We start from the raw sequence: 18225 nt of genomic DNA on the forward strand, positions 1-18225 counted from the left end.
AATATGAGATATCTCACATTATTTTATCTATTTACATGCTATGATGCAATAAAAGTTGATATATCAATAAGGAGTTGTCTCATACACATGATTAAACAAGACGAATATTGGAATGAAGTAGCTAATAAAAAGGAATTTACTACGCCTTTTCAACCTGAATTATTTCTCACACATGTTGACCGTGATGCTGTCATATTGGATTATGGTTGTGGTTATGGAAGAACCTTATCTGAACTAAGAGGTTACGGTTATAAAAATTTACATGGTGTAGATTTTTCGGAAGAGATGGTTAAGAGAGCTAAGTCAAACGACTCGGAAATTGATTTTCAAGTTATTCAAAGTGGGAAGCTCCCTTTTCCTAATCATTCTTTAGATGCTGTTTTACTTTTTGCAGTTTTAACATGTGTGCATAAAGATGAGGAACAGAACGCTATTTTAAACGAGATTAAACGCGTGCTGAAACCAGGAGGCATCATATATATTAATGATTTTTTGCTCAATCATGATAAGAGAAACAAAGACCGTTACGAAAAAGGTTTGGCTAAATATCATACCTATGGAGTGTTTGAATTAGCTGATGGAGCCATCTTGCGTCATCATAGTGAAAAGCGCATAAAAGAGTGGACGAATCAATTTGAAGAAGTAGAATATAAAAAAGTAGAATATGTTACTATGAACGGCAATCGTTCTAATGGTTTAGTTTATGTAGGTAAAATAAGATAAATATAGATAAAAAAAGCCATCTCTTGTGATAAAAGAGATGGCTTTTTTCGATTGTTTAAGATGGCACCTTCTTTGAATTTCCCGAGATTTTTCTTGCTGCAAAAGAAAAAGCTTCTGGAACGTAAAAAATAACACTTAACAGTCCTCTCATAGCTAAATTAGTCAGTGAAAAAGCTAGTTCCATTCTTCATCGCCTCCTTCTCATTACATATTTTATCGTAATTCACTAAAAATTCTTTGTTCATACAGTTCCTAGAACATATTTTATATTTACTAAAAAGAAACCTTAGTATTGGCAAGGTTTCTTTTCTTATTGTATAAGGTTTATTCATATGTATCCCGCTCTGAGCGAATATTGAAGGTGAATTAAAACATGTTTTTTACTACTATATAGCATTTTCCGACGTTTTGTGATTCATAAAATAAATGGCAGCGTCAAATACGCACTTTGTAAAAGCTGATACCTAGCTTTTGTTATTAAAGTCCTTTATTTCTCTTTCAATAAGAGCTACCGAAATTTCGAATGCTTGTATTCTTCTTTTAGCTAAGGTAATTTGAGATTTATATCTATCAGCATTTTCTTTAGCTTCAAACGTTTTTACTGTCTGTCTGAGTTTGTGTAAAGTTGAATCAATTTGACGTTTTGCTTCAACTAATTTAGATACATCAAATTTCATTTACGTCTCTCCTTTTTATAATTTTTATCGGTAAGATGTCTTTCTTTAAAAAGGTTGTTTATCGGCAGAGCTACTGTTATCTATATTTCCTGTCCTGTACATGAGTAGCCATCCAAAAATGCTTATTATATCAAATACAGTGAACACAAACTTACCACTTAAAACTTTTCCTAACAATATACCTGATAAAATATTTTTTTATCTATAGAAATTGAAAAGGCTCCTTTGAAAGAAGCAGGTTTCTCTGAGGTATTAAGAGGTAACATTGATTTTTATTGAGATGCTCAGCTGTTCTAAAATAGCCTCTGCGTAAGGGTCAAGCTAAATAACCCATTCAAAATCTCTCAACGCAATAAAATTTGTCATACAAATTTTAATTTTCATCTTCACAACAAAAATAGTTTGTGATATACTTCACATGTAAGGATGTTCATATGAACTAACAAACTCTTGAATGTAAAGTAGAAAAAGCTATTTCACTCCGATGCCAATACGATTGAAATAGCTTTTTTTATGTTCTTATTTTGAGAATCCCCACCATTTTTGTTGATATGGCCTTCTATGAATTTTTCTAGAAGAAGTAAGTAGTAAGTGCTTGATCCACCTATCTTCCTTATTCATCCAATCGTTTCAGCAAATTCTCATTAAATAATTCTATTCCCTCTTTGTTTGCATTTTGTAATCGAGCCACTGTAGATTGCTAAAAAACAAAATAAATTTTATCTATTTTCACTATAAAATGTAGATAGAACAATAGCTACAAAACCTATTCCTAAATATGAAAGATTAATAATCGATCACTCCAGCTATAGCATTATTCCTATGTAAAAGGTTTTACAATTAAAAACATGATGAACATAATAATGGTAAATAAAGCCCCCTGAAGAACAAAGTTAATGGGCCTATGAGTATCTTCATTAGCCTTTGCAAGCCGTTTTGACCATCTTGTATACATTGCTAATTTTGCACAAAAGCTAAATAAAACACCTGCAATGATTGAAGCGATTGCTATTTTTAAGATATGAATTCACTCCTTTCTAAACTAACAGAAGGATGTCCATAACTTAACATAAAAACCTAAATAATACAAAAACCTAAGAATCATAGGAAGTAGTCTTTCCACTTTCTGTGCCGCCACTAATTAACCGCCCTACCTTATTTTCAAACATGATTCTTGCACTTTTTTTGTCATTGCTTCGCTACAATATTCAGTGTTGCAGCTGCTTTTGGCCATCCCACGTAAAAAGCCATATGAGTTATTAATGCGATGATTTCTTTTTCAGTCACTCCATTCTTTTTTGCCAGCTGCAGATGAAAAGGCATTTGTTCTGTGTTGCCAATACTAATTAAAGCAGAAAGTGTACTTAAACTTCTTTCTTTTGGTGTTAAAGTCGGATCTCTCCACACTTCCCCAAATAAGATATGTTCTCCATATTTCACAAAGTCAGGAGCAAGATTTCTCATTTCTTCTAGCAGCTTAGACTCAATGCGATTATTCATTCTATTTTTCCTCCTTTTGATTCATCATTTGTGCGATTCCTTGCCCAAATGACCAGTTTTCAAGGGGTGTCTCGTTTAATGTAATAAAGATATTGTTTGTAGAAATATTCAAGTGAGTGGAAAGTCCCTCTACGATGGATTGGTATAGCTTCTTTTTCTGCTCGACCGTTCTTCCTTGCCCGCACGTAATGGAGACATAAATCATGTTATCTGTTCTTTTTTCTTCCCTTTCTAAGAGATACTGTGAATCATAGAAAAAATGCTGAGATGGATACGGTAAAAACAGTTGAAAATAATCGTCTTCTGGGATGTGAAAATGTTGGATTAAAGACTGATGAATATGACTGCTTACTTCTTTTAGTTCCTTATGGTTTAACTGATGTTCTGGGTAATACACGTTCACAAATGGCATCGATCATCTTCCTTTCTATATTTAGTGTACTTCCATACTCTTCATTTGTATAATTGAAAATAAGTCTAGTAATTATCGAAAAAACCGATAGAGATGAGGTTAGAAAGTGGAAATTAAAGAATTAACGACGTTTAAAACAATTGTGGCAGAAGGAACGTTTTCACTTGCAGCAAAAAAACTAAACTATGCCCAGTCTACCGTCACCACTCATATAAAAAAGTTAGAAAAATATCTTGGATTTCTCTTATTTGAACGAGGCTGGGAAGCAACCTTAACAAAGGAAGGTACGTTATTTGTAGAAGAAGTAGATAGCTTGTTGAAGCACTGGGAGTATTCCATATCTCAAGCGCAGCGTATAAGCAAAGAGGAAAAAGGAACCATCAAAATAGGGTTATCAGAATCGATTGCTCAAAGGTTGATGCCAGCTATATTAAGCTATTTAAATGAGGAAAAACCTTACATACACTGCGATTTTACTATTGGAAACACGGCACTTTTATCAGAACTATTACGTCAAGATAAACTGGACTTTGCTGTTTGCGGACAGAATACGAACCTTTCCGGCGTGACTTTTACTCCGCTTGGTAAAGAACAAATTCAATTTATTGTTAATACGTCTAACCATCCACTACTGCAACAGGAAACAGTTGAAATAGCCGATATTATCCACTATCCCATTTTAATCGGAGAAAATAGCTGTTATTACTATCAATCCGTCAATCATTTTTTGGCAGAGAATGATTTAGCCTTTAAAACCGTTTACAGCTGCAGTGCCCTGCATCTCATTCCAGAAATGATGTTTGGACATGCAGTAGGAATTATCCCTAGAGGAACTAGTTTGAAACCAAGTAATATCTCGTTTGAAGTAAAGGGCTTTGACCCTCAAATGCCTATAGGCTTATTAATTTCTACTGAAAAAAGAACTTATTTAAGCCAGACAAAAAAGAATGTTATAGAGGTAATTAAATCTTCATTATCGTAGACGGAAACTTATTTAACGTAATGAATTCATTTATACAAAAACCCTTTGCTTCCAGGGCAAAGGATTTTTTTGTAATTATAGAGATCTTTGTCCCTTTTACAGATTAATATAGTACTCATTCTCTATCAAAACAATATTTGTTGATTAGTTAAATCCTATTAAATTTTTCACCTGTTGAACATTTTCTAAAGAAGTTAATTTCTCTAATAGTAAAAAAGCCACATCAAACCCGGTGCTAGGGTTTGATGAAGTAATTATATTGTGGTCTACAACAATATAATCATCTTGAACAAGTACACCAAATTCTCTTAACTGTGCCCTTCTTATACTTGTAGAGTGATTATAGGTAGTAGCTTTTTTACCTTCCAGAATTCCACTTTTTCCAAGTGAAAGAGCGGCAACACAGACACTAGCGATAGGTTTTCCTGCTGAGTGAAATTCTCGAATAACCTGTAAGAATCTCTCATCGTAAGCATCTTCATAAAAATTTGCTTCTTCAAAACCACCGGGTATAGCAAGCGCATCAAATTCTTTTACATTAATATCTGATACTAGCATTTCCGGGATTACAGTAAAGTTCCATGTACATGTTAGCTTTGGATGTAAGCCCGCTGTTATTAGTTCAGTCGTGCCGTCTCCCTCAAATTTATTCCACCCAAACACATCTGTAAAAACGCTTGCTTCTACAGCTTCAAATCCATTTGCTAAAAGTAATAATATTTTCTTCATAGAATCATCTCCTTTCAGTAAATTTTATGAAATATTTATGCAATGTTATATACAAATAATTAGGTTATTTCTAAAGATAGCTTTACTAAATTAGGTAATTACTTGATAATAATTAATAAAAAAAGGTTGACGATAAAATGGACGTAATAGATAGAAAAATACTTCATGAACTGCAGGCAAATGCTAAGATTTCAATGAAGGAATTAGCTCAAAAAGTTTACTTATCTTCTCCTTCTACCATTGAACGAGTGAGAAGGTTAGAGGAAAACGGGATTATAAAAGGCTATAAAACAATTGTTGATGCAGAAAAATTGAATAGAAACATAACTGCGTTTGTTTTATTTGAAACGACAAAATGTAAGGATCTTGCCGCGTTTTGTAGCGTTCATCCCGATGTAATGGAATGTTATCGTGTGGCAGGAAAAATAAGTTACATAGCAAAAGTATGTACAGAGTCCGTACATACTTTAGAAGAATTTATTGATAAAGCTATGGAGTTTGGTACACCCTCAACAAACATCGTTTTATCATCACATACGAATATGGAACTTAAATTATCTCAAGATACTAGCAGTGGATAATTTTTAAACAGTAATTTCTAGAGCTTAAAATGTTCATATATTTAGCAGTTAACAGTATCCAAATTGATTTTTCAAGAGATATAACTGAATCAAATTTCATATATGAGCCTGCTGTAATAGGGATTTTTAAAAGCAAGGAGGAGGATATACGTGCAAATAAAAAAAGATGAAAGACAGTCATTTTATGCCGGATGTCAATTCGTAGATATAGAAGATCAAGAAAATGAACACGTCTTTCCTCTGCTTATTATGTATCCTACATATAAAGAAGAAACAGTTGAAAAGATTGGACCTTACACGATAAGCGTTGCGCAAGATGCTCCGCTTTCAGATGGATTATTTCCTTTGGTCATTATTTCTCATGGAGATGGAAGCACACCTTTTGCTTATCGAACAATTGCTCAGTTTTTAGCACGTCATGGTTTTATTGTAGGAATACCTCAGCATCCGTTTAATAATCGAGAGAATAATACGCTATCTGGAACAATAGGTAATCTAAAAAATCGGCCTACCCATATACGTACTGTAATTGATTGGTTTTTAAAAGAGCATTCCTTTTCTTCCTACATTAAATCAAATAATATTTCTCTTATTGGCCATTCAATGGGAGGATATACGGCTCTTGCTGTAGCAGGTGGAGTTCCCACTTCTTTTCCTTCTGAATCTCCTGATCAAAAGCCTTATTGTTTATCTGTTGATCATGATAAGCGGGTTCAATCACTTATTCTTTTAGCGCCAGCCACCGGATGGTTCAGAGAAAGAGGAGCTCTTGAAGACGTGAATATACCTATTTTAATGATTACAGGCGAAAAGGATACGATTACTCCTTCTTTTCACGGGGAATTTGTATTAAATGGGGTTTCTGATGCGGAAAAAGTTCAGCATATAGTTGTAAAAAATGGAGGGCACTTTTCATTTCTCAGCCCATTTCCTGACTTTATGAAATCTCCTACCTTCCTCCCTTCTCAGGATCCGGAAGGCTTTAATCGCAAAGAGTTTCATGAGGACCTGCAAAACACTATATTGGACTTTTTATTACGTTCTTTTTAACTATTAGTATTCTATATATTTTTGAGACTTCTAAAGCTACTAAAAGCATTTTTAAATCTTATATCAATAAAAAAAGTGATGTTAAGTAATTTCACTTACTATACCTAACCACGTAAAAACAAAAAAGAAGTAACCATATTGGTAACTTCTTTTTTTCCTATTCATACGTCAGATTTTCACCTACAAAATAATCACTTACATTCAGTCTCTTAAAAATGACAGCAGCGCTTCGTTAAATTCGTGTGCATGCGTTGCATTTAAGCCGTGCGGACCGCCTTTTATTAAGGCTAACTTAGAACCAGGAATGGCTTCATGCGTTCGCTTTCCGCTATATTCAAATGGAACAATCTCATCTGAATCACCATGAATAATAAGAGCAGGTATTGTAAATTTGGCTAAATCGTCTCTGAAGTCCGTTTTGCTGAAAGCAGCTATACAGTCTAGTGTCCCTTTAGGTGATGCAGCTGCTGCAATATCCCGGTTGTAAAGTCGAAATGGTTCGCTGACTAAGTCATTTCCGTCTTCCATCCCAAAAAATGTTTTTGTAAAATTATCAAGAAAAGCTAAACGATCATTTTTTACGCCGTTTTCAAATTCTTGGATTCCTGCATCATCTAATGCTCCTTCAGGATGATCCTCTGACTTATAAAGAAATGGTGGTACAGCTCCTGCAAATACGGCTTTTTCTACTCTATCTGTTCCGTAAGTTCCTACATAGCGAGCTACTTCTCCGCCGCCCATTGAAAACCCGACTAGTGTCACATTTGTTAAATCCAAATGTTCTAGCAACTGATGTAAATCAGCAGCGAATGTTTCATAATCGTAGCCGTCCCATGGCTGAGAAGACTTTCCGAATCCTCGGCGGTCATACGTTATGACTCTGTATCCAGCCTCAACAAGAGCTGGAACTTGATATTCCCAAGACCGTCCGCTTAGTGGCCAGCCGTGAATTAAGACAACCGGCTTTCCTGTCCCATGGTCCTCATAGTATAGTTCAATAGGTGCTTCATTTTCTGTTCCTACATTAATTTTTGCCATTTTGCTACCTCCATTATATAGTCGTTCTTTATTTGGTTAAGTGGTCGTAAACCTAGCGTAGATAATAAAAAAGATGGCTAACTCTCCTATGATGAGGGTGCTCGGGACGACTAAAAGTAAGTTAATAATAAAAAATACAGCTAAAATTCCTAAAAACAAGCCTAAATGATACACTTTCAAACGATGTTCTTCAAATCTATACTGGTGAAAAACAAGAGTGGTTGCCATGAAGTAGAGCAGCACGGAGCCGAATACAAAATATAAGCTGAATGTGTACTGAACTTCGTGTAAAAACATGAGCTTAATCGATGCTGCAATCATGCTTAGAGACATGAGGATAAGTAAGTGTCCGTAAATAATCGTTTGTCCCGCTCTTTGAATGGACTTGTTTACTTTCTTTTCTACGTTCTCAAAGTACTGCCACCACATGGCGATGATCAGGACAAATGAAATAACCGAAAATAAAATGGTATTCCAATCCCCTTTTTGTGGCTGTATCACAGCAAGAATGCTGACAACGGATTCTCCAAACAGGATTAATGTTAGTAACGCAAAGCGTTCTAACAAATGAGCAGTGTTGGTCGGTAATTTCGCTAACCGTTTATGTCCTAAAATAGGTAAAATCATATCCACTGCAATTCCTGTATATAACACGGCGTAGCGGACCCATGAATCAAAAAAGAGCGAAAGAAGTGAGATGAAAATGCCAATTCCAAAGCATACGCCTAAAAACGCAGCAACTTTTTTTCTCTCACTCTGTTCAAATTTTTGAACAATAAGATATTGAATCGAGGTTAACGCTCTTAGTCCAATATAGCCAATCAGAAAAGAGACGTAATATTGATCAAAATCTACGGACAAGCTTGAGATCATGATAAGAACAAACAGCATTTGAAGAATCATAAAGATGCGCTGATGCAAAAAATCCTGTCCAAACCGATTGATAAACATTGTTTGTCCCGTCCACGCCCACCATATCGGAATAAAGATCAGTACAAACTTTAACAAGTACTCTCCATGAATATACCCTTGTTCAACGTGAAGCAAAACATGCGTAGCAGTCGCAACGGCTGCCACAAATAACAAATCATAAAAAAGCTCCAGCCACGTAACTTTTTTTTCTTCCACTACTCCGCATCCCTTCCTATCATTTATCAGGCTGTCGTTAATGTACTTTGTTTTATATACAAGAGATGCATACTTCATGACAGGTAGCGTAGTAAAAGATAGGTGAGCCAGCTGTTCATCAGTCGGCTCACCTATCTAACAATTTCTCTTATGTCGTTACGTTTTCTCCGTCACATAAATGATCCACAGATGCCATTCTACTTTCATGTCTTATATGTAAAGAGAACGACCTTTAGCAAAATGTAGTCTCTGCTACATTAGACACTCTGCTTGCTGAAATCGCGCTGAGCTCCTCTATAGCTGCCCATTAAGTTTTGATAACCAGGAAGATGACTAGAAATTAAATTACCAAAACCTTCAACGTCGTTGCGCCAGTCGCGCTGAAGCTCGCACGCTACGCTAAACCAGTTCATAAGCTGTGCGCCCCCGTGAGCCATACGCGTTAATGCTGCATCCGCTACTTGCTTATTGAACGTCCCTGAAGCATCTGTCACAACAAACACTTCGTAGCCTGCTTTAATGGCCGAAAGCGCAGGAAAAGCAACGCAGACGTCTGTAACTACACCCGCGATGATCAGCTGTTTTTTGCCCGTTGCTTCAATGGCTTTAACAAAGTCTTCGTTATCCCATGCGTTGATTTGTCCAGGACGAGCTATCTTTGGCGCATCAGGAAACAAATCAACGAGTTCTTGCATGAGCGGGCCGTTGGGTCCATTTTCAAAGCTTGTTGTTAAAATAACCGGTAAATCAAAGAATTTAGCCGTATCACCAAGAGCTAATACGTTGTTTTTAAATTCATCAACACCATAGTCACGTACAAGGCCGGAAATAAGCCCCGTTTGGTGGTCAACTAAAAGCACGGCAGCATCATCTTTTGAAAGGCGAGAGTAAAGATCAGACATTTTATAATCCTCCTTAAATTAAGGCAAGTAAGGATACACGTACCCTTTCCATTCCTTACAAGCGGTCTATAATTTGAACGGTTTTTTGGATTTCATTTATGATCTGTTAGGTAAAACATGTATAGAAAGAAAAGTTATTTCTGAGGTGAAGGTTCGTGAGGTGTGTTCTCTCTCTTAATCTAGAACAGGAACAGGTGCTTGATCAATCCAATGAATGAACTGCTGTAGGTAGCGCTGAAGATAACGTTTTGTTGATTCATCGGTTAGTACTTTTTGTTGAGCATCAATTTTTTCATGAACTTGCGAAATCAGCATTTTTTGAAATGGTAAAACGTTGACTTGCATAGCTTCCAGTACTTCTCTCGTTTGCATTTGAGCAAAAGCCGTACCGAAGCCTCCTGGAGTTGCTCCAATGAGACCAACCGGTTTTCTGTTTAAAACAGAAGAAGTCCGAGGTCTTGATGCCCAGTCTAAGGCATTTTTTAACACTCCTGGAATTCCCGAGTTGTACTCTGGACTTACAATGATAACACCGTCAACATCTTGAATCGCAGCTCTAAAAGATGCGACAGATTCTGGTGATCCGTCAGCTTCTAAGTCTTCATTAAAAAAAGGCAGGCTGCTTATTTCAATCCAGCGATATTGAGCTGAGTCATCTAATGTAGTCAATGACTCAGCGATCATTCGGTTATACGAATTCTTTCGTAAACTTCCACAAATAAGACCAATAGTTTTTGTCATCTATTCACCTCCTTACTTGGAATTAATTTCATATTACCACGGTGTTTCAAATATAGATATTAGTTTTATATATAGATAAATTAATTCCTTCTTTGTACCTAATGTAGGGTTGAACTAGCGTTTTACTATTACTAAAAGAATTTTTTCAGTGAAATTCAGTCTAATTCTCTCACTTCAAAAGGAATCAAAGCTCTTTCAATTTGATCTCGATGGGTTTCGTACTGTTCAGGCAGCATGAGCTTTTCTCCCATTGTTTCATGTGATTCATCATGCGCAAAGCCTGGAGGGTCTGTTGCAATTTCAAATAGAATTTCTCCGTGTTCTTTAAAGTAAATCGCATTAAAGTAATTCCGATCTCGAACAGCCGTCACTCCGTATCCGCTATCGGCTACGTATTTCTGCCATTCCAACTGATCTTCATCATCTTTTGCTCGCCATGCAATATGGTGAACCGTTCCAACGCCCATTTGCCCGCGTCCAATGGTTGTTAATTTTAAATCGATGACATTTCCAATGTCAGCTGATGATTGAAAACGTATAAAATCTCCTTCTTGCCCTACTTTTTGTAGACCCATTACGTTTTCTAATAATTGAGCTGTTTCATCAGGTCGAACGGATAATAACGTAGCGCCTCCGAATCCTTTAATAGCAACATCAGGTTTAATTTCACCAGCTTGCCACGTATTTTTTTCTCCTTCTTCTCTTTCAACAATCTCTAGATGTAAACCATGAGGATCATCAAACTCTAAATACTGCTCTCCAAATCGCTCCATCTTTGTAGCTGGAATCCCAAACTTAGCTAATCGTTGTTCCCAAAAGTCCATCGCACCCTTTGGAACCACATAGGAAGTTACCCCAACTTGCCCGTCGCCTATTTTTCCTTGTCGTGCATTTGCCCACGGGAAGAATGTGATAATCGTTCCAGGTTTTCCGCCTTCATTTCCAAAGTAAAGATGATACGTTCCTGGATCATCAAAGTTCACCGTTTGTTTGACCAAACGTAATCCTAACACACCTGCATAAAAGTCAACATTTTCTTGAGGATGACCTACAATCGCCGTGATATGATGAATACCCGCTGTTTTTTTACTCATTACTACCATCTCCTTCGATACATTTTTCGCCATATGTTTCGTTATCCCTCTTAAAATTACAACTATTTATCGTAAATATCTCGAATTCGAGATATTAGTCAAAAAATAAAAGCATCTTTCTTATTCCAACCCATTTTCTCTTTTAGAAAATAAAAGTATCTAGTGCATAATAACCTGGTCCTGCAATTGCTACACCGATTGCTACAACTAGCAGCGTAAGATTATATTCATATCCGTTTTGTGTTGCCCAGTATCCATTTGGACCGTGTACTTTCACAATCGCCATGACCATTGTTCCTGCAATCAAAAGTGCTCCAAGCGGCGTAAGAAGTCCTGCAGCAAATAAAGCCCCGCCTACTAGCTCTGATAATCCAGCCATTAACGCCATTCTAACACCCGGCTTCATTCCGATGGATTCAAACCAGCCTCCTGTTCCTTTTAGCCCGTGGCCGCCAAACCATCCAAATAATTTCTGAGTTCCATGTGCCATAAAAGATAATCCAATGACTAAACGTATTAACAATAAACCAATGCTCACCATTTTTTATTCCTCCTATTTTTTCATCACTTTAAAATCTCGAATTAAAATATCTTGAATTAAGGATAATTATAAAACCTTATGATTCCACTGTCAATATAAATTTTTATATTTTTTCGTAGCTAGTTGAAACGCTTAGCGACGTATTAAAAACATATTCATGATTTTGAGCGGATATGAGCATGGGAGAAGAAATATATAAGCTAAAGGTTATTAATCATATTAAAAGAGGAAATAAGGATATAAAGTCATCAGGATGAGTAGCGGGAGCATTGCAAAGCGTATCGCGTATGACCCAAGTTCTAAAAAGAATTAAGCAAGGTTTATTTACTTTTCTGTGAAATATAAAAGTAATATCACTTATTCATACAAAAATGCACCCTACAAATGTAGCAGGATGCATTTCACTCAGTTTTCTGTATCTTTATTATTTTTTCTGCTGAAAAGTTCCTTAACACACTCAAATGATTAGAAAATATTCAGCAGTTTCTATTGGTCCAATTCCTTCAAGTACATAACTTGAAAATACCTCTAAATTTTAATAATAGGCAGCTGAAATAATAATAAGTTGGTTTAGCTGAATACTTCTGATGACTCTAAAATAGCCATAACGCTTTGTACGGATTCGATTGAACGTTTTAACCCTTCATTTTCCTTTTCCGTTAAAGGAAGTTCAATGATATGTTCAATTCCATCTCCTCCTAGGATTGTGGGTACACCTAGGTAAAGATTATTACAGCCATATTCCCCTTCTAGATAAGCTACAGAAGGGAGAATTCGCTTCTTATCCTTTAGGATCGCTTCTGCCATTTGAACCATAGAAGCAGCAGGAGCATAATAGGCACTTCCATTTCCAAGCAGGTTAACGATTTCTCCTCCACCTTTGCGTGTTCGCTCTACAATAGCTTCTATACGTTCAGGTGAAATGATTTTATCAAGTGGAATTCCTCCGGCATACGCATAACGAACTAATGGTACCATATCATCTCCGTGGCCGCCTAAAACAAATCCTGATACATCTTCAACAGAGATATTTAATTCTTGAGCCACAAATGTATTAAAGCGGGCTGTATCTAATACACCAGATTGGCCTATTACTCTATTCTTAGGGAACCCCGTAGTTTTATAACAAACGTATGTCATTGCATCAACTGGATTACTCAATACAATAATATAACTGTTTGGTGCATGCTTTTTTACATTTTCCGATACTTCTTTCATAATTTTTGCGTTTGTTGAGACTAGGTCATCACGGCTCATTCCCGGTTTTCTTGGAAGTCCTGCAGTAATTAATACTAAATCTGCATCCTGAATGTCCTCATAGCTAGATGTTCCCTTAATATTAGCGTCAAATCCTTGGACTGGGCTTGCCTCTAACATATCAAGTGCTTTTCCTTTAGTCGGGTTAGTCTGGGAAGGAATATCAACTAACACTACGTCTCCAAGTTCTTTTTGTGCCATCATTAATGCTGCTGTGGCTCCTGTAAATCCCGCTCCAATTACAGCTATTTTTTTACGCTTAAATGCCATGATTTATCCCCCGTTCCTCGTCGTTTATATGTATGTTATTCTACTTTTTGATCTTCTTCTACAGCAGCAGAATCTGCTTTTGCTTTATATTGAATACTGGATTTTGTTTTAGCAGCAGATGATTTTTTAGTCGCTTTATTGTCTTTAGGTGTCTCCTTTGACTGCAATTCTTTATTTTCATCTTTTAATAGGCTATTTCCAACCTCTTCATCAGGATGGGGAATTACATGTGCTGAAACTAATTCTCCAACGCGAGCCGCTTCTTCTTTTCCCATATCTACAGCTGCCTGTACTGCACTAACATCACCTTCAACTAACACTGTCACAAGAGCTGCATCCACTTTTTCTTGCTTCACTAAGCGAACATCAGCTGATTTTAGCATCGCATCCGCTGCGACGATCGAACCTATTAAGCCTCTTGTTTCAATCATGCCAAGCGCTTTAGCCATTCTCTCCACCTCTTTCTATATCAACAGAGTCTATAATCCCGATAATAATTGCATCAATGGGTAATGGGGTGTCGGATGCCATATGTGCTGCGGCACTTCCTTGCGTAACCATTACCTTATCACCAATCCCCGCTCCAATACGATCAACTGCAATAAAAGAAGAGTCGTTATTCGATTTATTTAAAAGTTCCGGTTGAACAACTAAAAATTTTAAACCGCGTAAATTATCTTCTTTTCTTGTTGCCCAGACGTTGCCAATTACCGTCCCTATTTTCATAAAACATCCGCTCCCTCTATGTCTATCACGCAAATTTCTTTTCCTAATTCTCTTGCTGTATCGCGTGCTAAAGGAGTGATAATCGTTTTAGGTGAAACAGTAATTTTTTCTTCTTCTACTAATTTCACATGTCTTTGGGTTAACACTCGTTCTGTAAATGATAAAGAATGTCTGTTTAAGCCTGATTGCAAAAATCTCTCAAACGATTGGATTTTCACCCCAAAGCCTTCTAATGTATTTTTATAAGCGATTAAATGGGCTGCATATTTGTTGTTTACTGGCTTTTTTTGATTAGTAGATAGCAAGACGTTTCCTAAAGTTACAGAAGGAATGAGTGAAACAGAAATTCCTTCTAGCAAAGCCTCAGCTAAAAGAGAACTTTCTAGTGTATCTGTCATGCCAAGCGCTCCTTTTACTAGCAGGTCTTGCTTTGCTTCTGCAAATAAAATACCTTGTATATCTTTTGGAAGGTTTTCTTTTTGGTCATCGCTGTAAACCAGTGTCCAGCTTGTTTCTAGCTTTTTGATTTGAATTGGATCAATTGCTGCTGCCTCTTTCACGATCAGCAGCTTTGGCTTTACATTTAGGTGCTGCTTGTCTGATTTATCTAACCGTTTCAAAACTTCTACTACAATTTGTTCAATCAGAGCATGATGGTTCATAAAGCTTCCTCGTATTGAGAAAGAATCCCTGTAGCTCCGGTAGAAATTAGTCCGGCATTCGCTTCATCTGTATCAATATGCATTTCAAGCTTGAACTTTGGTGAAACTCGAATTAATACACGTTCTAGCGTAGTAGGTCTTTCTCCTTGAGAGGTAATGCGAACACACTGACCATTTTTTACACCATAAGCTTCAGCATCATCCGGCGTCATATGAATATGAGCTCGTGCAACGATTAATCCTTCTTTCTTGTAAATGCTCCCCTTTGGTCCAACTAATGTAATCGCTTCTGAATTCTTTATATCTCCAGACTCACGTAGTGGAGGAGCCGCACCAAGTTTAATTGCATCAGTTTTACTGACCTCCACTTGAGTTATACTCCTTGCTGGGCCAAGGACTCGCACCTTTTCGATGCTTCCTTTAGGCCCCACAATAGTAACCGTTTCATTCGCTGCAAATTGACCAGGCTGAGACAGGTCTGATTTTTTTGTTAGTTGGTACTCTTCTCCAAAAAGAGTTTCTACATCTTCTATACTTAAGTGACAGTGTCTAGCAGATACAGCCATTGGGACTGTATTGCTTTGCTTGGTTGTTTGACTTAACTGCTGAACAACCTCTGCTACAATCGATTGAATGGCCTGCTTATTCATGCGCTATGCTCCTAACTTTTTAAGCTTATAGTTCACTATCGATTTTCGGTAAAATACTTTCTAATTCATTGTGTGGACGTGGGATAACATGAACGGAAATAAGTTCTCCAACGCGCTGTGCAGCTGCCGCACCAGAATCTGTCGCTGCTTTTACCGCGCCTACGTCACCGCGTACTAAAACCGTTACAATTCCTCCACCTACGTGAACTTTACCAACTAAATGTACGTTTGCTGCTTTTACCATTGCGTCTGCTGCCTCTACTGATGCTACTAATCCTTTTGTTTCAATCATTCCTAATGCTGTTAGTTCTCTTGCCATTTTTAATTCCCCCTAATTAGTTTGTTTGATATTTTTGAAGTGCTTGATTAACCATTTCAGAAATTGCTGCCGAATCAATTGGTCCCTGTGGCTTTAATTGATTCATAACTTCGTTGACAATTTCCTGTACCTCCTGATGATCTTTTATATCTGATGAAGCAGAGGTAAAAGATACGGATGGTTTTGGAATTGTCACCTCTTTTGTACCATAAGCCATTCGCTTAATATTTAATAAATGGCGAGCGGTTACATTGTCTGACGTAATGTTGCCTCCGAATGAACCGCATCCTAGTGTAAAGGATGGTTTAAGTCCAGTCGTACCACCCACAGCTCCCACTGACGAGAGTGTGTTGACCATCAATCTTGAGACCGGCATTTCAAGAGCAAACGTTTTAGCTACCGCATCATCGTTTGTATGAAGTGATAAGCTGTGACCTCTTCCTCCAAGATTTAATAAGCTTAAACATAATTCCCTTGCTTGCTCTTCGTTCTTAGCTGTATACAATGGGAAGATAGGTGCTAGCTTTTCAATCGAAAACGGTACATCCTTTGCCACCTTTGTTTCTTCGGCAACTAAGATTCGTGTAGCAGAAGGTACTGTAATACCTGCCATTTCAGCAATTTTCACAGCATTTTGACCAACAATATTTGGGTTAAGCTTCTTTGGAATCGGTGAAATCACTTTTTCCATTTTGGCTTTCTCTTCTGAATTTAAGAAGTAGGCCCCGTTATTCTTTAATTCTCTAATAGCCATTTGTTGAATATTAAGATCAACAACAATCGCTTGTTCGGTTGCACAAATCGTACCGTTGTCGAACGTTTTGCTATCGACAATCATTTTTACTGCTTGGTCAACCTTCGCTGTCTTCTCAATATATACAGGTACGTTTCCTGGACCTACACCATAAGCTGGTTTCCCAGAACTATACGCTGCGCGAACGAGACCACTTCCACCTGTTGCTAAAATTAAATTCACATCTTTATGCTTCATTAATTCGTTAGTTGCTTCCATAGAAGGATTAGAAATCCAACCAATAAGCCCTTCAGGAGCTCCTGCTTCAACTGCTGCACGGGAGCAAATTTTAAGCGCTTCTACTGTACAGTTCATTGCCCGGGGATGAGGGCTGACTACTAGAGCATTTCTAGTTTTTAAACTAATTAATGTCTTGAAGATAGCCGTTGAAGTTGGGTTAGTTGTCGGAATAATTCCAGCAACGACTCCAAAAGGAGAGGCAACTTCTACAACTTTGTTCGCTCTATCTTCGTGAACAATACCTACTGTTTTTTCGTTTTTAATTGATTCATAAACAGCTCTAGATCCTACCTCATTTTTAATTTTCTTATGTTCTACAACACCCATTCGCGTCTCTTCAACAGCCATTTTCGCTAATTCCAATGCTTTAGAATAAGCTGCTTCGGCAACTCGTTCAACGATACGATCTACTTGTTCTTGTGAAAAATCTAAGTATACCTGCTGTGCGGCTTTTGCCTTTTCCACTGCATCTCGCATCTCTTGTAAAGATTGAAGATCTTTATCAAACTGCACATCCAACAACTCCTTTCTACTGTCTATAAGCTTTTTAATAATGAACTGGATTTCTTGCAATGTCTAAAATAGCCTGGCGAAACGCATCAGCAGCTGCTTGACAGGCTGATTGAGATCCTGTTAAAAACCCACCGCCAAAATTTGTTTCAGAAGGAGGGCCAAAAAATTTCACAAGTTCTACATCAGCTGCTTTAAGCGCTACATCAAGTCCATACATAGCCTCTAGTGGAGGGGCAATTAAATAAGCGAGTGGTTCGCCAATATCGATTCCTGCTTCTTTAGAAAGGTAAGAACCTGTCCTTGCCACCACATGTGCATACAGCGCATGATTTTTTTCTTCATCTAATGCTTCAAAATAGGCATCTGATTTCGTCACTTGTAAAATGGCATCAATGCCAGCTTTAACTTCATCTGGACTTGGACCAGCTAATACACCAATCATTTCACCTGATAGCGGACCTGACGCATGAGCAGCACCAGCATAAAAGGAACGGGCATAAGCTACTTCAACATCTGCTCTTTTGGTGGCTTCGTCTAAAGCTGTATAGCCCACGTCATCAATACTTGATGTAAACATGGCTAAACTTCTATGGTAAGGCTGCAAATTAAACTGTTGAACTAAGGCGTCATCCACATTTGGAATCACACGAACAGCTAAAATGTCAGCGTGGATACGTGTTAAAGCCACTCCTATTCA

The 18225-nt window shown here is 37.3% G+C and carries 23 protein-coding genes; 4 read left to right on the forward strand and 19 right to left on the reverse strand.

The window, feature by feature from the left end:
• Positions 1-87: 87 nt before the first annotated feature.
• Positions 88-723, forward strand: a complete 636-nt coding sequence (locus JNUCC25_RS18305) for a class I SAM-dependent methyltransferase (RefSeq protein WP_029323453.1) — start codon at positions 88-90, stop codon at positions 721-723.
• Between the two features lie 55 nt (positions 724-778).
• Here the strand turns inward: JNUCC25_RS18305 and JNUCC25_RS18310 are convergent, their stop codons facing one another.
• From JNUCC25_RS18310 to JNUCC25_RS18325, 4 genes are all read right to left on the reverse strand, one after another.
• The gene (locus JNUCC25_RS18310) at positions 779-907 is read right to left on the reverse strand and encodes a hypothetical protein (RefSeq protein ID WP_255260842.1); all 129 of its coding nucleotides are present in this window, start codon (positions 905-907) and stop codon (positions 779-781) included.
• A 280-nt stretch (positions 908-1187) separates the two neighbouring features.
• Positions 1188-1400, reverse strand: coding sequence for a hypothetical protein (locus JNUCC25_RS18315; RefSeq protein ID WP_078082068.1), 213 nt, complete (start codon positions 1398-1400; stop codon positions 1188-1190).
• A 1188-nt stretch (positions 1401-2588) separates the two neighbouring features.
• Positions 2589-2900 carry a carboxymuconolactone decarboxylase family protein gene (locus JNUCC25_RS18320; protein ID WP_098277772.1) on the reverse strand — a complete coding sequence of 104 codons (312 nt, stop codon included), beginning with the start codon at positions 2898-2900 and terminating at the stop codon, positions 2589-2591.
• A gap of 1 nt (position 2901) precedes the next feature.
• Entirely contained in the window at positions 2902-3312 is a 411-nt protein-coding gene (locus JNUCC25_RS18325; RefSeq protein ID WP_064471977.1) for a tautomerase family protein, read from the reverse strand.
• A 106-nt stretch (positions 3313-3418) separates the two neighbouring features.
• On the opposite strand from JNUCC25_RS18325, the gene JNUCC25_RS18330 reads away from it, so the two are divergent.
• Positions 3419-4294 carry a LysR family transcriptional regulator gene (locus JNUCC25_RS18330; RefSeq protein WP_029323458.1) on the forward strand — a complete coding sequence of 292 codons (876 nt, stop codon included), beginning with the start codon at positions 3419-3421 and terminating at the stop codon, positions 4292-4294.
• Between the two features lie 144 nt (positions 4295-4438).
• Here the strand turns inward: JNUCC25_RS18330 and JNUCC25_RS18335 are convergent, their stop codons facing one another.
• Positions 4439-5023, reverse strand: coding sequence for a DJ-1/PfpI family protein (locus tag JNUCC25_RS18335; RefSeq protein WP_029323461.1), 585 nt, complete (start codon positions 5021-5023; stop codon positions 4439-4441).
• A 137-nt stretch (positions 5024-5160) separates the two neighbouring features.
• Between JNUCC25_RS18335 and JNUCC25_RS18340 the strand changes: the two genes are divergently transcribed.
• Positions 5161-5604, forward strand: a complete 444-nt coding sequence (locus tag JNUCC25_RS18340) for an Lrp/AsnC family transcriptional regulator (RefSeq protein WP_029323463.1) — start codon at positions 5161-5163, stop codon at positions 5602-5604.
• A gap of 150 nt (positions 5605-5754) precedes the next feature.
• The gene (locus JNUCC25_RS18345; protein WP_177563783.1) at positions 5755-6654 is read left to right on the forward strand and encodes an alpha/beta hydrolase family protein; all 900 of its coding nucleotides are present in this window, start codon (positions 5755-5757) and stop codon (positions 6652-6654) included.
• Positions 6655-6855: 201 nt separating this feature from the next.
• On the opposite strand, the gene JNUCC25_RS18350 is transcribed toward JNUCC25_RS18345, so the two are convergent.
• From JNUCC25_RS18350 to eutL, 14 genes are all read right to left on the reverse strand, one after another.
• The gene (locus JNUCC25_RS18350) at positions 6856-7692 is read right to left on the reverse strand and encodes an alpha/beta fold hydrolase (protein WP_013058354.1); all 837 of its coding nucleotides are present in this window, start codon (positions 7690-7692) and stop codon (positions 6856-6858) included.
• A gap of 36 nt (positions 7693-7728) precedes the next feature.
• Complete coding sequence (locus JNUCC25_RS18355; RefSeq protein ID WP_387567909.1) at positions 7729-8820, reverse strand: low temperature requirement protein A; 1092 nt, start codon at positions 8818-8820, stop codon at positions 7729-7731.
• A gap of 257 nt (positions 8821-9077) precedes the next feature.
• Entirely contained in the window at positions 9078-9722 is a 645-nt protein-coding gene (gene ycaC, locus JNUCC25_RS18360; RefSeq protein WP_013058356.1) for an isochorismate family cysteine hydrolase YcaC, read from the reverse strand.
• Between the two features lie 174 nt (positions 9723-9896).
• On the reverse strand, positions 9897-10463 hold the full coding sequence (locus JNUCC25_RS18365) for an NADPH-dependent FMN reductase (RefSeq protein ID WP_029323469.1): 567 nt from the start codon (positions 10461-10463) through the stop codon (positions 9897-9899).
• A 155-nt stretch (positions 10464-10618) separates the two neighbouring features.
• Positions 10619-11557: a ring-cleaving dioxygenase gene (locus JNUCC25_RS18370; protein WP_098399927.1), complete on the reverse strand. Its 939-nt coding sequence runs from the start codon at positions 11555-11557 to the stop codon at positions 10619-10621.
• Between the two features lie 142 nt (positions 11558-11699).
• Complete coding sequence (locus JNUCC25_RS18375; RefSeq protein ID WP_013084346.1) at positions 11700-12098, reverse strand: DoxX family protein; 399 nt, start codon at positions 12096-12098, stop codon at positions 11700-11702.
• Positions 12099-12668: 570 nt separating this feature from the next.
• Positions 12669-13625: a malate dehydrogenase gene (gene mdh / locus JNUCC25_RS18380; protein WP_454222288.1), complete on the reverse strand. Its 957-nt coding sequence runs from the start codon at positions 13623-13625 to the stop codon at positions 12669-12671.
• 35 nt (positions 13626-13660) lie between these two features.
• Complete coding sequence (locus JNUCC25_RS18385) at positions 13661-14074, reverse strand: BMC domain-containing protein (RefSeq protein ID WP_013058361.1); 414 nt, start codon at positions 14072-14074, stop codon at positions 13661-13663.
• Positions 14067-14351 (reverse strand): EutN/CcmL family microcompartment protein, encoded by a 285-nt coding sequence (locus JNUCC25_RS18390; protein ID WP_013058362.1) that lies wholly within the window; start codon positions 14349-14351, stop codon positions 14067-14069. The genes JNUCC25_RS18385 and JNUCC25_RS18390 overlap by 8 nt, the downstream gene beginning before the upstream one ends.
• A complete protein-coding gene (locus JNUCC25_RS18395) occupies positions 14348-15013 on the reverse strand; it encodes a hypothetical protein (RefSeq protein ID WP_055992748.1) in 666 nt (221 codons plus the stop codon). The genes JNUCC25_RS18390 and JNUCC25_RS18395 overlap by 4 nt, the downstream gene beginning before the upstream one ends.
• Positions 15010-15663 (reverse strand): phosphate propanoyltransferase, encoded by a 654-nt coding sequence (locus tag JNUCC25_RS18400; protein ID WP_013058364.1) that lies wholly within the window; start codon positions 15661-15663, stop codon positions 15010-15012. Before JNUCC25_RS18400 ends, JNUCC25_RS18395 begins: the two co-directional genes overlap by 4 nt.
• Positions 15664-15688: 25 nt before the next feature.
• Complete coding sequence (gene eutM, locus JNUCC25_RS18405) at positions 15689-15982, reverse strand: ethanolamine utilization microcompartment protein EutM (protein ID WP_013058365.1); 294 nt, start codon at positions 15980-15982, stop codon at positions 15689-15691.
• A 16-nt stretch (positions 15983-15998) separates the two neighbouring features.
• On the reverse strand, positions 15999-17528 hold the full coding sequence (locus JNUCC25_RS18410; RefSeq protein WP_454222291.1) for an acetaldehyde dehydrogenase (acetylating): 1530 nt from the start codon (positions 17526-17528) through the stop codon (positions 15999-16001).
• Positions 17529-17562: 34 nt separating this feature from the next.
• Complete coding sequence (eutL, locus tag JNUCC25_RS18415) at positions 17563-18216, reverse strand: ethanolamine utilization microcompartment protein EutL (RefSeq protein WP_013058367.1); 654 nt, start codon at positions 18214-18216, stop codon at positions 17563-17565.
• Positions 18217-18225 lie beyond the last annotated feature (9 nt).

The organism is Priestia sp. JNUCC 25 (assembly GCF_053667915.1).